The organism is Rheinheimera soli (assembly GCF_031457405.1).
Classification (GTDB): domain Bacteria; phylum Pseudomonadota; class Gammaproteobacteria; order Enterobacterales; family Alteromonadaceae; genus Pararheinheimera; species Pararheinheimera soli_A.
In genome coordinates this window covers 15,276-30,014 of the sequence record NZ_JAVDWR010000010.1, presented here as the reverse complement: position 1 = coordinate 30,014, position 14,739 = coordinate 15,276, and the positions used below count along the sequence as shown (strand labels likewise).

Genomic DNA, 14,739 nt, shown 5'->3' with positions numbered 1-14,739 from the left:
AACTAACCTAACAACTTTGCCGAATTATTAATTCTGAAGGCATTAGTAAATCTGCAGCCAAATCACCGGACAGCAGCATACGGGCTGCAGTGCGGCCTTTTTCGTCGCTATGCTGGGCAATAGTGGTCAGGCTGGGATAAAAACGTTCAGCCTCTTCAATGCCATCAAAACCTACCACTACTAAATCTTGCGGTATTTTAATGCCCAGCTCACGCGCCACCGCCATAGCAGCCAAGGCAATACGGTCACTCATACAAAGCAGCACTTGAGGTCGTGGAAATTGAGTTAAAGCTTCACGGGCTGCCACTAGAGCAAAATTGTGGGTATTCAATGGAATATGCCAGACCGCATCTGCGGGTAAATCGCGGCCTTGTTCTATAGCAGCAGCTAAATAACCGTCCAAACGGCGGCGGGAAATGGCTTGTTCTGTGCTGTACAGCTCATGCGGCTGAATACGGCAGACCCGGTCCGATTCAATTAAGCGCAAACCCAGCACCGCCACTTTGCCCTGCATTTTAGCAAAGGCATGTTCGGCAATACGATGGGCTGCAGCGTAGTTATCGACGTTGACCGACACTACATTATCCAGATTGCAGTCGACTGTGATTAACGGCTTGCCACTTTTAACAATGCGGTTCAATTGCTCAGGGTTACTCGGCGCACCATACAAAATAAAAGCGTCAGGCACTGCTTCAGCACTGCTGCTACTGGTGTTGTGGCGGCCGGATAACAACAGCATATCCATGCCATGCTCCTGCAGCACTTCGGCCACCCCTTTGATAAATTGATTGGCAACAGGGTCGCTGACTGAATATTCCAGGGTGTCAGACAATAAAACCGCCACTATGCCAGAGCGGCCTGTACGCAAACTGCGGGCTGCGGCATTAGGGCCGTCGTAGCCCAGTTCAGTGCATTGCTGCAAAATACGCTGGCGTAATTCAGGGGAAAGTTGATCAGGTCTGTTATAGGCATTGGAGACAGTAGCGACCGAAACCCCCAGATAAGAAGCCACGGTTTTCAGATTTAATTTTTTTGGTTTTTCTATTGCCGACACAGCTATAACACCCTGTTTTAGTTCAGGCTTTATCATGCCTGTTCAGTCACAGAATTGCCAGCACCAGAGGCAGGGACAGTAGCAGGAAGTATCAGGCTGACCAATAAGCCCGCGCCCTGATTTTGCAGGCTTAAACTGCCGCCATGAGCTTCAGCTATATCCCGGCACAAGGTTAAACCAATGCCCGACCCATTCTCCTTGCTGGTATAAAAAGGCACCATGGCATGGGCTAAGGCTTCGCTTGTCATGCCGCCGCCTGCGTCCTGAATATGAACAAGCAGTTGATCCGGCAATTCGGTAAAACTTAGCTTGATCAACTGGGGGTCAGATCCAGATTCATGCGCATTTTTCAGTACATTCAACAGCAACTGCGACAACTGCAATGAGTCCGCCAACCAGATACGCTGTGGTAAATCGCCCTCCAGCTCAAACTCGTATTGATCCTGTAACTGATTAATCAGCCTGGCCCAGTGCACTGGTGCCAAGGCGGGAGTCGGCAATTTGGCAAATTGGATATAAGACTGTAAAAACTGATTCAGATGCTGCTGGCGCTCACTGATGGTCTGAAAAATTTGTTGCAGCTGTTTATGCTGCAGCTCTGTCGCCACTAACTGGCCGGAATAGGCAAGGGATGATAAAGGCGCCAGCGTATTATTTAGTTCATGCCCTATCACCCGCAGCAGTTTTTTCCAGGCTTTCACTTCTTCACGATGGATTTCACGGGTCATAGGTTTTAACAGATACAACTGATGCGATTTTTGGTTCAGCGAGAAAAAACTAACAGACAAATGCCAAATCGAGGCAGGTTCGCCCAGATGCAATAACCCTTGTTGTCCACTTTCAATAGCCAAAGCCAGTTCGGGCAGCTCTGCCGTCAGTTCAGAAAACAGTAAACCTTCAAACTTGCGGCCCTGATGTAATAAGACACGCGCTGCCGGATTGCTCATCAGCACCCTGCCGCTTTGATCGGTTAACACCATAGCGCTGGGGCTGGATTGTAAAACCGTATCAAGCAGCAGTTCACGTTGATACAAAGTGGCGCGTTCTTGCCGTAATTGTGCAGACATTTGCTGCAATACTTCAGCTAAAGGCTTAAGTTCACGTAAAAGATGGCGGTTGGCATCGACGTTAAAACTGCCGTCCTGCAAGTTCTGAGCATGTAAATTCAACGCTTCAATTTCCTGCAGCAGCGGTTTAAGTGCCCAGTGCAAGACGAAGATGATCAGCAGATCAAACCCCAAAAATAGCCCATACCAGAGCGGTTCAGCCTCCAGATAAGACAACAACAAAAAAGCCGGCACAACTAAGGCCAGCACCAGCAAATATAAACGCCGGATCAGCTGCATAAGCTCTTACACTGGTTCAATGCCATAAAACTCCATTCTCCGGTACAGCGCCTGCCGGCTAATACCCAATTGTTTAGCTGCCCGGGCTACCACACCCTGAGCCTGCTGCAGCGCCTGCTCTATCTGCTGTTTATCCAAATCATCCAGCGTTTTTTTAACTGCACTTTGCTCCTGAGGCAAGCCCAAATCGCCAGCATCAATTTCATCGGCCAAGGTCAGCAATAAAGCGCGCTGACATAAATTTTGCAGCTCACGCACATTGCCCGGCCAGCTGTAACTTTGCAGCGCCTGTTCGGCTTTTTTAGTCAGGCTTTTTTGACCTGCTAGAAAATGCCGCGCCAAAGGCACAATATCATCCACTCTGTCTTTCAGGGCTGGTAAATGCAGCTGTACCACATTGATCCGGTAATACAAATCCTGGCGGAAATGCCCTGCATTAATGGCATGGCTTAAATCAGCATTGGTCGCACTGATAATACGCACATCCACTTTGCGGGTTTGACTGGAGCCTAAACGTTCAAACTCACCGGTTTGCAACACCCGCAATAACTTCATTTGGCCAGATAACGACAAGTTACCTATTTCATCCAGAAATAAAGTGCCACCGTCTGCAGCTTCAAAGCGGCCAATACGGGTTTTAGTCGCGCCGCTGTAGGCACCGGCTTCGGCACCAAAGAGTTCGGCTTCCATTAAATCGGCCGGTAAAGCGCCCATATTTACTTTAATCAAAGGCTGCTGTTTACGGCTGGAATTGGCATGCAGTACTTGAGCTATGCCTTCTTTGCCAGAACCATTTTCCCCGGTAATCAATACTGCGGCGTTACTTGGAGCCAGTTGCAATGCCATTTGCAGCAGTTGCTCCATAGCAGTACTGGCAAAGACTAAGCCGCATAAATCTTTACCGGCAAACAAACCTAACCTTTCCTGCTGTTTGCGCTCTGCCTTTAAGTTTTGTTCGGTCAGTTGTTTGATTTTTAGTGTGTTGGCAACAGTGGTCAGCAAACGCTGATCGTCCCATGGTTTGGCGATATAGTCGGTGGCACCGGCTTTCACCAGTTCCACCACCATATCCAGATGAGTCCAGGCTGTTAGCAGCACGACGGGAATGGCCGGGTAATCAGAGCGCAACTGATAAAACAGCTCTTTGCCCTGAACACCACTCATTTCACCCTGAGCAAAGTTCATATCCTGCAAAATCAGATCAATAGATTGCTGCTGCAAAATGCTTTTGGCAACACCGGGCTGCTGCGCCATAAACACCTGATACCCCTGCAACTGAAACAGGGTCATCAGGGCTGTACAGACCGCCTCGTTATCATCGATGACCAGTATTTTTTTCATTATTTATAAGGTCTTAGTTGCTGTGGCCGGAGATATCCGTGTTGCTATTCTGGCAGGATACCATGTGGCCAGCGTGACACAAAGCAGCAGTAGCAGCATAGTCAGCAGCGGCAGCCAGACTGGTACTGCAGGTATGCTAATGACTTTAGCCAGACTGATGTTTAAACCGTAACAGACCAGAATACCAAAACCAGCCCCTATGGCTGTGGTCAGCCAACTTTCACTTAATACATCCAGCAAAACACGGGCTTTACTGGCCCCTAAAGCTCTTTTGATGCCCACTTCTTTTTGCATTTGCAGCGCATGAAAATGAGCGTGACTGTAGGCAGAAATCATCGCAACCAGTAACATCAAACCACTTAACACAGCTAATAAGGTGGCTAAACCAATTTCAGAGCGGAATACGTCGTCACGGTTTTCGTCCATCCGCAGTACAGTGCCAATATCTATTTCGGGTTCAGCATTTCTGATCACTTCGGCTAATTGTTTGCGCACAGCTTCAGATTGGCCTGGCGCGACTCTGACGATTAATTGATAACCTTGTTCAGCTCTGTGAAGAGGACCAAATATAATCTGACCATAAAATGGATGGCTGGCGTAACGCTGTGAATAAAAGTCCGACACCACCCCGACCACAGTGCCATTGTTGGTCACTTTACCTACCGGGTTTTGTTCAGCAAACAGTTGTTTAGCCAGCTTTTCAGTCAGCAGAATATTATCAATCCCCCAGTCCTGTTGGGTTAATAAACGGCCTGTGATTAATTGAACACCAAGTACCTGAAAAATTTGCTCTGAGCTGTAGTAGTAAGGCACTGAATCCACATTACTTTCGTCTTGACGGTCTCGTTCGAAAATATTCCAGTTTGAGCCACCTTGCCGCAACGGGATCTGATTAACAAAGTCTGCAGCTTCCACGCCCGGTATTTGTCTGACCGCAGTCAACTGTCGTGAAATCACCTCTGTTAAGGCGGGCTGAAGGCGCAGTGTTTTGCTGGTTGGCTTGACCCATACAGTCAGAATTTGCTCTAAAGCCAACCCCGTAGGTTGATCGACCAGTTCTTTTGCAGCACTTGCCAATAACAAGGAGTTCACCACTAAACCTAAAGTGACGGCCAGCTGTAACAGTAATAAAGCAGTCACCACTTTGCGACGCAATAAGGATTTAACTATTAAAAATACAGACATGATGCTCTCCTTATTGTTTTAGCTGTTGATTTAGCGGACTAAATGAAGTTTTGAATGCCGGATACAAGGTCACCAGATAGCTGATCAGCAGCACAAACAGCGCCATCACACCCAACATCTGCCAATCCCAACTGGCCAAAGCGCGGGTTCCAGGTAATAACGAATTAATAGTCCATAAACCAAGCTGAGCAAACAGCAGGGCTGCGGCAAAAGCTAAAGCAGAACTTAACAACACATCGGCCATAATCTGGCTTTGCAGCTGCCAGCGACTGGCACCTAAAGCACGGCGTAAACTAAATTCATACTGGTTGGCCATATAACGGTTCAGTGACAAGTGGCTGGCGTTGACCACACAAACCAGCAGAAATAATGAAGCAACCAAAGCAAAAGCATCCAGTTGATCATTGGTTGCACGTAAGGCTTTTTGCACATTCAGAATATTGTCCAGCTTGTTGCTTTCAGGTCTGGTATGACGGCCTGCTGCTTTTTCATCCTGTACCAGGTTTTTCAGATACTGTTGATACTGCTGAACTTTTTCCGGGCTATCCAATTGCACCCAAAACTGTAATTGGTTCACAAAGTTGGTTCTGGCCATTTGTGGGTAGGTGGCCATATCGCCATCCCAGTCCACATCAAAGAATGAATTTTGAGTATTAGACTGAATAGCTAAATCGTAAGCGGTTTCCAGCGGAATATAAATATCCTCGACAGGCTCAGCCGAACGGCGACCATTGACATCATATAAACGTGGCAACATGCTCCAGTCATCCAATACCCCAATGACTTTATACAACTGATCATCAATCAGCATATCTTGCCCTACCACTTCAGTACGGCCAAAAAATTTAATGGCGGTATTTTTGCTAATCACCACTTCCATCCGGGCTTTATTATCAGGCCAGGCTTCACCCTGTAAAAAGGGTACATTAAACAATTTAAAAAAGTCGCGCTGGGTCACACGCAATTCCACCTGACTGGGCGTAGCCTGCTGGTTTTCCAAAGTTTTGGCATAAGCGTTGCTGGAGTACATAGCGGCTTCGGCAGAGGTAATGCCGCTGCCACTCATTTTTTGCACATCCATATAACTTATCACTCTCGGTGGCTCAAAACAGTCGGTGCAATCACCCGGTGTCGAATTCATCCGCGCCATAAAAAGCATCTGGCTTTTTTCTGGTATTGGGTCGCGATTCATCCAGTAATACAAAGTGGCGTTACTGAAAAAGGTGCCTAAACCTAAACTTAAAATCAGCAGAGTTAAGGCATAAGGCAGAGGGGCTCTTTTAATGCTGTGCCAGCTCAGCTTCAGGTTATGAACTAAGGCTTCCATCTTAAGCTCCTGCTGCTAAAGGTTCGTACATACTGGAGTCATTGAGCTGACCGTCCACAATTTGAATATGCCGATTGGCGCGGCGGGCCTGATCCGGGTCGTGCGTCACCATTAAAATGGTACAACCTTGCTGGTTAATTTTTTCCAGTAGTTCCATCACCTGACGGGCCATTAACGAGTCAAGGTTTCCTGTAGGTTCATCCGCCAGCAATATACGGGGTTCACCTGCAATAGCACGGGCTATAGCCACACGCTGTTGCTGACCACCAGAAAGCTGACTTGGGTGATAGTCGCGTCGAGCTGCTAAACCTACAGTTTCTAAGGACTGCTCTACCCGACGTTTACGTTCGGCTGAACTAAAACCACGATAACGCAGTGGCAGTTCAATATTGTCGTACAAGCTAAAATCTTTAATCAGGTTAAAACCTTGAAAAATAAAGCCTATTTTTTCATTTCGAAGAGCTGACAATTCACGGTCAGACAAGCCTTTCACCGAACGTCCATCCAGCAAATAATCGCCCTGATCAAAACTTTCCAAAGTACCAAGCACATTGAGCAAGGTGGATTTACCTGAACCTGAAGGGCCTGTTAAAGCAGCAAACTCGCCTTCATTCACTTGCAGGTTAATTTGTCTAAGTGCATGAGTTTCAATTAGATCTGTGCGGAAAATTTTGCTTAAATTATTAATTTTAATCATAGTTTTCTCCTTTGGCAGCTACGCCCTTATTCCTGTAGAGACTGTTAGTTCAACTGAACTCTGTCTTGTTGTTTAAATTCATCCAGATTTGAGATAACCCACTGGTCACCTTCTTTGGCACCTTGTAAAATTTCGACGTACTGTACTGAGGACGCGCCTAAGACCACTGAGGTTTTAACCGCCAGATTGTTCGTCACCTGATAGGCAATACGGCTGGCACCTGAACCGACAAAGTCGCCCCTTTTGATGCGAAGCACGTTGTCTTTTTGCTCAATAATGACGCGGGCAGATAAACGCTGGTTCTGACGTAAGCTGGTGCTGTCGTTCTGAGAGAAACGTACTCGTGCAGTCACTAAATTGTCTTTCACTTCGGGGGCTATATGGCTCAGCTCACCTTTGAGTTGCTGATTGCCTAAATTCACTTCAACCAGCATGCCAACAGCTAAATCGCGGATATAACTTTCCTGCACCGAGAGCTCTGCTTCATAGCGGCTTAAATCAATCACTGTTAATAAACCTGTGCCAGCCAGTACATGGCTTTGTTGCTCTGCCAGCCAGTTGCCCACCTGGCCTGTAACTGGTGCTTTAATTTGCAGTGCCGCCAGTTTTCGATCCAGTTCAGCCACAACCAAAGCCTGACGAGCTAAGGCCGACTGACCAGACTTTTTTTCAAAACTCAGCTTGTCTGAAGCCAGTGCCACCTTACGCTTGGCGTGGTCAAACTCCAGCTCAGCCTGCAACAGATTGTCTTTCGCCACGTCGTAATCCAATTGGCGAATGACACCCATTTTGATCGACTGCTCAGCGCGAGCCAGTTCACGTTTGGCCGCAATTAAATTCACCTGAGCCGTGTTTTGTACTTGCTCCATATCCAGTTGCAGTTCACGCGCTAATAAAGCTGAACGCTCGAAGTCGGATTCCATACTGGCGAGTAAAGCACGTTGTTGCTCCAACTCGTTATCCAGAGCCGGGCTTGATACCACAGCCAATAAATCGCCTAATTGCACAGCTTCACCCGGTTGTTTCAGATACTGCACCTGGCCTGCTTCCTGGCTAAATAAAGTGGGCGCATTAGCTGCCACTACCCTGCCCTGTACCGACAAGTCACGGGTAAAACTGCCCCGTTCCACTAAAGCCAACTGCACCTGATCTTTGGGGAGCACTAAAGAAGCCTGAGCAGAGCTGGCCGCCAGCAGGCTATAACTGATATAACAGACACCAGCCATAAACAAAGAGGCGAGCACTAGACGGCGCCACTGCCTGGTTTTACCCGGCTGGATTTGAATATCCTGATTTTCTGTACCCTGGATCATCTTTGTTCTCCATATTCTGATTAACCAGATATAGCAGGGACTGTGCCAAGGTAGAAAAACAACATAAGCCATTGTTTTAATAAAAAATATTAAAATACACCGAATGCAAAAAACTGTCCGCGGACAGAAAAAGTGTCCGCAAAAACCAAGCGGACAGCGGACATAAACAGACGAAGGAGTAAAAATGCATTATTTATTGCAGTATCAAACATCGGCAGATTATCTGGAAAAACGAGTATTGTTTCGTGCCGAACATTTGCAGTTGGCCTGGTTGGCCGCAGAGCGGGGTGAGCTGGTCTTAGGTGGAGCTGTAGGTGAGCCTATCGAGAGCGCTTTACTGCTGTTTAACGTAGCAGATCCGGCGCAGGTTCAAGCCTTTGCCGAATCGGATCCCTATGTGATCAACGGTTTAGTCAGCAGCTACCGTATACTGCCATGGCATACGGTGGTTGGCGAACAAGCCGGGACACCAGTGCGTTAGTTATTTCTTCAGCCACTGCCCGTTCAGCTGGATAAACTGACCTGCTTCGGTTTTTTCAATGGCTTTTTTACCTGCGATGGCTTCAACATCAGACAGTTGAATGCCATTTTTAGCGGCCAGTTTCTGATACTCGGCCTTACGGGCCTGGTTAATCAAGTCTGCGATTTCTTTGGCCTGAGCAGAGGAGCTGACCACACCTAAATAGCCATTAGGTTGTTCACCGACCAGGCCCTGAGTTTTAGCAGGACCTAAAGCCGACATGGCTTGCTGCAAATCCATCGCCAGCAAAGGCAAACTGATGGCAAACACACTTGATAGCAGTAATTTATGTACAGTTTTCATTTTGGCTCTCCTTAAAATAAACCACTGGAATCACTAATCAATTCGTCCAGTTCTTTGTCCACTTTAATCAAAATTTCATGCTGAATTTTGACATTCAGATTGATATTAATAGGTTCACTTGGCATAGCAACCTGCACTGTGGGGGTACAGGCTGCGCTTACTAACATTGCCAAACATAGGCTTAGGCCATGTGCCACCCCCTTAAGGGCAGCCTGCGGCTGTGAAAATTGTCTATCCTGCCAATTACTCATCGTTACTCCTTGCGGGCGTCTTTGGCTTTTTGAGCTGCCAGACGCTGTTGAACCCGTTTTTTTACTAACTCGCTGACCTGACCACTTAACTGCAAACTGGTGATCATGGCCGGTAAATTTTCTTCTAAATTAATGTTCAAATTCACAGCCCGGCCTTTTTCAAAATCCGGGTTATTACCTTCCAGTTTAAGCGCCAGCAACAACTGACCCTCTTTGCTGTAACTGACTCCGGCCGACAAGGCTGAAAAATGAAAATTTTGCAGCGCCTGCATCACTATTTTCATGCCCTGATTCGACTGTGCCATAGCTATGGCTTTCTCAGACTGATAGGAGATCCGGCCACCAGGTTCTAACGCAGCCACTGAGCCCTGAGCTACTGTCAGTTTGCCTTGCTCTATGCTCAGAGGCAAAGTGCCGGATAGTGTTCCCTGGCCTGTCATATCTGCGCTTGGGTGCTGTTTTAACAGTTCTGCCAGCTGTAGTTTATCCAGTTGCAGCAATACTTTAGCATCTTTACTTAAATCAATCTGCTGCTGTACTGATCTCACCTGACCGCCAAATAAAGCCAGTTGCAGCTGTTTCAGATCCAACTGGCCTGTTAACCAGTCTGGCGCTTTGGTTTTGTATACAGCCTTAAGCTCTACAGGCCCAAATACCAGACCATGATTCACCTGCTGCAATTTCAGATTATCAGTCTGAACAGTCCAGGCCGTACCCTGGCTGAACAACTTTAAATTTGCGCTTAAAGCATTAAATACAGTTCTGTCGTAAATGCCACTAAGCTCCCCCATCACCAGTTCGCTTTGCTGTTTTGTTAGCTCCATACTGGCTAAATCAAACTCCAGCAGTCCTTTGCCTGACAGCTTGCCCTTTTGCAATGTCAAAAGTTCAGGCCAAAATGGGCCAATTTGTAATGGATTACCTGCCAGAAAAAACAATTGTGGCAAAGTCCAGCTCAGACTGATTCTCTGATCAGCCAGTTTCACTTTATGCTCAAGTGACAAAGACTGACTGTTCGCCAGCCGACCTTCAGCCAGTGCTTGCTGCTGTTGATATGAGGCTTTTCCCGCCCAGTTCCAATCCAGCGTTTTTAGCATCGCATGCTGCAGCTGCTTTACATCAAGTTTCAGTTCAGTTTGTAGTTGAGTATCTGCCAGCTGTGCCGGGTCTATCTGCAGTTGCAAAGTCTTAGCATTCAGTACCAGTTGTTGTATCTTCAGATCAGGATGCTGATAACCGGACTTAAGCTGCAGGGGCTTAGTCGCTTCAAATTGCAGCTGATTGTTGTGCCAGACAGCCCGGCCGCTTAACTTTAAATCCAGTTCAGAGAATTGATGGTGTTGCCAATTCAACTGGCTACTTGCAAGACTTAGTTCAAACTCTGGAATTTCTAGTTGTTCGGCACTTGGCTGGATCAAAGCTTTCAGGGCCAGCTTTATATCCCCCACCCCCTCAACCGATACAGCTTGTTGATTGGCCAGTTGCAGCTGTATATGTTGGCTTGGCTCGCTGTAGGTTAAAGACCCCATCAGCAAACAGTCGGCGTTTTCAGCACTGTTGCTCAGCTTGCTGTTTAAACGGGCACAAGGTAACGAAACTTCAATCTGTTCAAAAGCTAACACTTCAGGTAACCACAGTGGCAAAGTCGGCAGAGTAACAACCTTTGTTTCAGACACTGTTTCGGATTGGGTTTCAGCAGCTGTTGCCAGTTGCAAATCCAGTTGAGCTTTCAGCGATTGAGCCCGCACCAGATCTAAAGGCCAGGGCCAGCCAGTCCAGCCCAGCTCCAGTTGTTCAAGTTGCAGCTGCTGCTTGCCATAAAACGGCAGTTGCACGGAAAGTTGGGCAACACGCACCTGTCCCCATGATAAATCAAGGCCTTGCCATTTGGGGTTCAGTTGATTCCACCAGTACTGCAACTGAATAAAAGCAAACAAAATGCCTGCCAGCAGCAATAGCAGCAGATTCCACTTTAACCAGGACCTTGATTTTTTTACGCCAGAACCAGCCTTCGCCACATCATCCCCTTTTTGCTTCATTCAACTTTAAGCCCTTTGGCTGAATCGTCAGTGAACTCAATCTGCTAGTCTGGCGCTAAAGTCAGACACTAACCAGTACTTTTGAGCCTGTCTCCCTGGCATTGTATCGTTTTGTTACATAGTTGTAGCTTTTTACCTTGCAGTAAACGTGTTTTAATCGTGCCATTTACAAGGAGGGACCAATGAAAAAATCTAAACTGGCCTTTGCCATCGCTTTTGCTATTACCTTAACTGCCTGTGGCAGTCAGCTCCAAACCAACTTACCTGCTGGCGTCAAATTAATCGAACAATCTGAACCCCGGCAAGGCATCCATATTCCGTATAAAAAGTATCAGCTGGATAATGGTTTAACTTTAATAATTCATGAAGATCATTCAGATCCACTGGTGCATGTGGATGTGACCTATCATGTAGGTTCAGCCCGCGAAGAGTTAGGTAAATCTGGTTTTGCGCACTTTTTTGAGCATATGATGTTTCAGGGCTCTGAGAACGTTGGTGATGAGGAACACTTCCGGATCATCACAGAAGCAGGTGGCACATTAAACGGCACTACTAACTCCGATCGCACCAATTATTTTGAAACTGTGCCCGTCAATCAGGTAGAAAAAATGCTCTGGTTAGAGGCTGACCGCATGGGCTTTTTGCTGGACGCCGTCACAGAGAAGAAGTTTGAAGTGCAGCGCGAGACTGTGAAAAACGAACGTGGCCAGCGTATAGATAATCAGCCTTATGGCCGCTTAGGCGAACGCGTGGCTCAGGCTTTGTATCCGGATGGTCACCCTTATTCCTGGCCTGTGATCGGCTACATGGACGATTTAAACCGCGCCAACGTTAATGACGTGAAAGCCTTTTTCCTGCGTTGGTATGGCCCAAACAACGCGACTTTAACTATAGGTGGCGCAGTCAAAGCTGAAGAAATGTTACCTTTAGTACAAAAGTATTTTGGCTCTATTCCTCGTGGCCCTGAAGTCACAGCCGCAGCCAAAGTTGCGGTAAAACTGCCAGAAACCCGTTATATATCAATGGAAGACAATGTCCATTTACCACTGCTGTATATCACTTATCCGACCGCTTACGCCAACCATAAAGACGAAGCAGCTTTGGATATTTTGTCGGAGATTTTAGGCGGCGGTAATAATTCACTGCTGTATAAAAACCTGGTGAAAAACCAGTTGGCCGTGCAAGCTGCAGTGTCTCACCCTTGCCGTGAACTGGCCTGTGATTTTTCGTTATATGCCTTACCAAATCCAACTTCAGGTAAAAACCTGGCCGATATAGAACAAATTATCCGCGCCAGCCTGACTGAATTTGAACAACGGGGTGTCACAGACGACGACCTGTTAAAAGTAAAAGCAAAAATTGAAGCCGGCAGTATTTTTGGCCTGCAAAGTGTTTCAGGCAAAGTAAGTCAACTGGCCGCCAGCGAAACCTTTTTAGGTAAACCTGACACTATTGGCGACGATATAGCCCGTTATAACGCTGTGACTAAAGACGATGTGATGCGGGTGTACAACACTTACATCAAAAATCAACATTCTGTGGTAATGAGCGTAGTGCCAAGAGGTCAAACCCAGTTAATTGCCAAAGCGGATAATTTTAAGCCGGTGCAACATGATTTTGGTGGCCCTTCAACCACTAAAGCAGAAGATCTGCAGGTACGTAAAGCCACGGATAATTTTGACCGCAGCAAACAGCCGGTTGCAGGTGTGAATCCAGCTGTTGAATTACCTGCTACCTGGACTACAGATCTGGGGAACGGTATTCAAGTGCTGGGCAGCCAAAGCACAGAAACCCCAACCACCTCTTTGTTGCTGAAAATTCCTGTCGGCAGTTACTACGAAACCGCTGACAAAGCGGGTGTATCAGCTTTAATGGCTGCACTCTTGAATGAAAGCACCCAAAACTACAGCACAGAGCAAATGAGCCTTGAGCTGGAAAAACTGGGAAGCAGCATCAGCATCAACAGCGGTGACAGCTATATTGATGTCTTTGTTTCCAGTTTAAGTAAAAACCTGCCACAAACCTTGGTATTACTGGAAGAAAAATTACGTAATCCGGGTTTTAAAGCGGAAGACTTCAGCCGCCTGCAACAACAAACCCTGCAAGGTATTCAGCACAGCGCCACTAACCCTGGTTACCTGGCAGCTACTGCTTACAACAAAATGATGTACGACGGCAGTATTGCAGCAGTGCCAAACGAGGGAACACTGGAATCCGTCAGTAAGCTGACTCTGGATGATGTGAAGAACTGGCACCAGACCTACTTCAAACCAGCAGGAGGCCAGTTGATTGTCGTCTCTGATCTACCTCAGGATACTGTAGCGACAGAGCTGAAAAATCAGTTGGCAGACTGGCAAGGTAAAGGCCCATCGATACAGGTCAATACAGGTAAAATGAAAGCTCAGCCCGGCACTATCTATCTGCTGGATAAACCCGATGCACCTCAGTCTGAAATCCGTATTGGTAAGCGTTCACTAACACAGGACATCACGGGTGAGTTTTATCAGGCCAGCTTAATGAACTTTGTATTAGGCGGTACTTTTAACAGCCGTATTAACCTGAATCTGCGTGAAGACAAGGGCTACACTTACGGTGCCCGCGCCAGCTTTAGTGCGGATAAGTTTGCGGGTACTTACACCGCATCTGCGGCAGTACGAGCTGATGCAACTGTCGATTCCATCCGCCAGTTTATCAATGAAATTGACGCTTTCAGGCAAAAGGGTATTCAAGATGATGAACTGGCCTTTATGCGCCTGGCTATCAATCAATCGGATGCACTGAAATATGAAACCCCTAATGCCAAGTTAGGTTTTATGGCGCAAATTCTGGAGTTTAATTTAACGCCGGATTTTGTCCGTGAGCGCAATCAAATTGTATCCAGTATCAGTAAAGAACAAGTGAATGCTTTGGCAGCCAAACATCTGGATACCAAAGAGATGATCATACTGGTAGTAGGAGATGCAAAACGCTTAACCACTGAACTGGAAACACTGGGTTATCCGGTGCAACAAATCAGTATGTAAAACCGCTACTCCTGATAAGGCCGCATTTGGCTGGCTTTATCAGGAGCATAGTTTCGACCCTTACCGCCATTTTATTCCATGCCCGTCGCCGCTGTACTGCCTTAACATTGGCGTTATTTGGTTACAATTTTCTACCATAATTTGATAGGTGAAAGCATCTTTGCTCGCTACACTATGGCTGCAGTTTTTCTGCTGATTAAAGCTTAAAAGTCTCTGGAAAAGCAGTTTCTGGCTAGAAAATCCGGGCTCCGCAGCTTCATTTTTCTTAAATTTTTATTAATTTATGACTAATCGTCACAAATTCAAAAAAAACGTGGCAAACTAGCCTGCCCACTAAAGG

General features: G+C 46.8%; 12 protein-coding genes. 2 read left to right on the top strand and 10 right to left on the bottom strand.

What is annotated here, in order from left to right:
- Positions 1–7 precede the first annotated feature (7 nt).
- Genes J2W69_RS14035 through J2W69_RS14005 form a run of 7 tightly spaced genes read right to left on the bottom strand, consistent with a single transcriptional unit; the run spans position 8 to position 8,263 of the window.
- On the bottom strand, positions 8–1,090 hold the full coding sequence (locus tag J2W69_RS14035; RefSeq protein WP_300928187.1) for a LacI family DNA-binding transcriptional regulator: 1,083 nt from the start codon (positions 1,088–1,090) through the stop codon (positions 8–10).
- On the bottom strand, positions 1,087–2,400 hold the full coding sequence (locus J2W69_RS14030; RefSeq protein WP_310279587.1) for a sensor histidine kinase: 1,314 nt from the start codon (positions 2,398–2,400) through the stop codon (positions 1,087–1,089). Before J2W69_RS14030 ends, J2W69_RS14035 begins: the two co-directional genes overlap by 4 nt.
- Positions 2,401–2,406: 6 nt before the next feature.
- Complete coding sequence (locus J2W69_RS14025) at positions 2,407–3,741, bottom strand: sigma-54-dependent transcriptional regulator (RefSeq protein WP_310279583.1); 1,335 nt, start codon at positions 3,739–3,741, stop codon at positions 2,407–2,409.
- Positions 3,742–3,744: 3 nt separating this feature from the next.
- On the bottom strand, positions 3,745–4,926 hold the full coding sequence (locus J2W69_RS14020; RefSeq protein ID WP_310279581.1) for an ABC transporter permease: 1,182 nt from the start codon (positions 4,924–4,926) through the stop codon (positions 3,745–3,747).
- 10 nt (positions 4,927–4,936) lie between these two features.
- Positions 4,937–6,253 (bottom strand): ABC transporter permease, encoded by a 1,317-nt coding sequence (locus tag J2W69_RS14015; RefSeq protein ID WP_310279579.1) that lies wholly within the window; start codon positions 6,251–6,253, stop codon positions 4,937–4,939.
- A gap of 1 nt (position 6,254) precedes the next feature.
- The gene (locus J2W69_RS14010; protein ID WP_310279575.1) at positions 6,255–6,950 is read right to left on the bottom strand and encodes an ABC transporter ATP-binding protein; all 696 of its coding nucleotides are present in this window, start codon (positions 6,948–6,950) and stop codon (positions 6,255–6,257) included.
- 44 nt (positions 6,951–6,994) lie between these two features.
- Positions 6,995–8,263, bottom strand: a complete 1,269-nt coding sequence (locus J2W69_RS14005) for an efflux RND transporter periplasmic adaptor subunit (protein ID WP_310279573.1) — start codon at positions 8,261–8,263, stop codon at positions 6,995–6,997.
- A 184-nt stretch (positions 8,264–8,447) separates the two neighbouring features.
- On the opposite strand from J2W69_RS14005, the gene J2W69_RS14000 reads away from it, so the two are divergent.
- On the top strand, positions 8,448–8,744 hold the full coding sequence (locus J2W69_RS14000; RefSeq protein ID WP_310279571.1) for a YciI-like protein: 297 nt from the start codon (positions 8,448–8,450) through the stop codon (positions 8,742–8,744).
- On the opposite strand, the gene J2W69_RS13995 is transcribed toward J2W69_RS14000, so the two are convergent.
- From J2W69_RS13995 to J2W69_RS13985, 3 genes are all read right to left on the bottom strand, one after another.
- Positions 8,745–9,086: a YdbL family probable chaperone protein gene (locus tag J2W69_RS13995; protein ID WP_310279569.1), complete on the bottom strand. Its 342-nt coding sequence runs from the start codon at positions 9,084–9,086 to the stop codon at positions 8,745–8,747.
- Positions 9,087–9,097: 11 nt separating this feature from the next.
- On the bottom strand, positions 9,098–9,253 hold the full coding sequence (locus tag J2W69_RS13990; RefSeq protein ID WP_405047890.1) for a YnbE family lipoprotein: 156 nt from the start codon (positions 9,251–9,253) through the stop codon (positions 9,098–9,100).
- Positions 9,254–9,339: 86 nt separating this feature from the next.
- A complete protein-coding gene (locus tag J2W69_RS13985; RefSeq protein ID WP_310279564.1) occupies positions 9,340–11,376 on the bottom strand; it encodes an intermembrane phospholipid transport YdbH family protein in 2,037 nt (678 codons plus the stop codon).
- Positions 11,377–11,558: 182 nt separating this feature from the next.
- On the opposite strand from J2W69_RS13985, the gene J2W69_RS13980 reads away from it, so the two are divergent.
- The gene (locus J2W69_RS13980) at positions 11,559–14,399 is read left to right on the top strand and encodes a M16 family metallopeptidase (protein WP_310279562.1); all 2,841 of its coding nucleotides are present in this window, start codon (positions 11,559–11,561) and stop codon (positions 14,397–14,399) included.
- Positions 14,400–14,739: the final 340 nt, after the last annotated feature.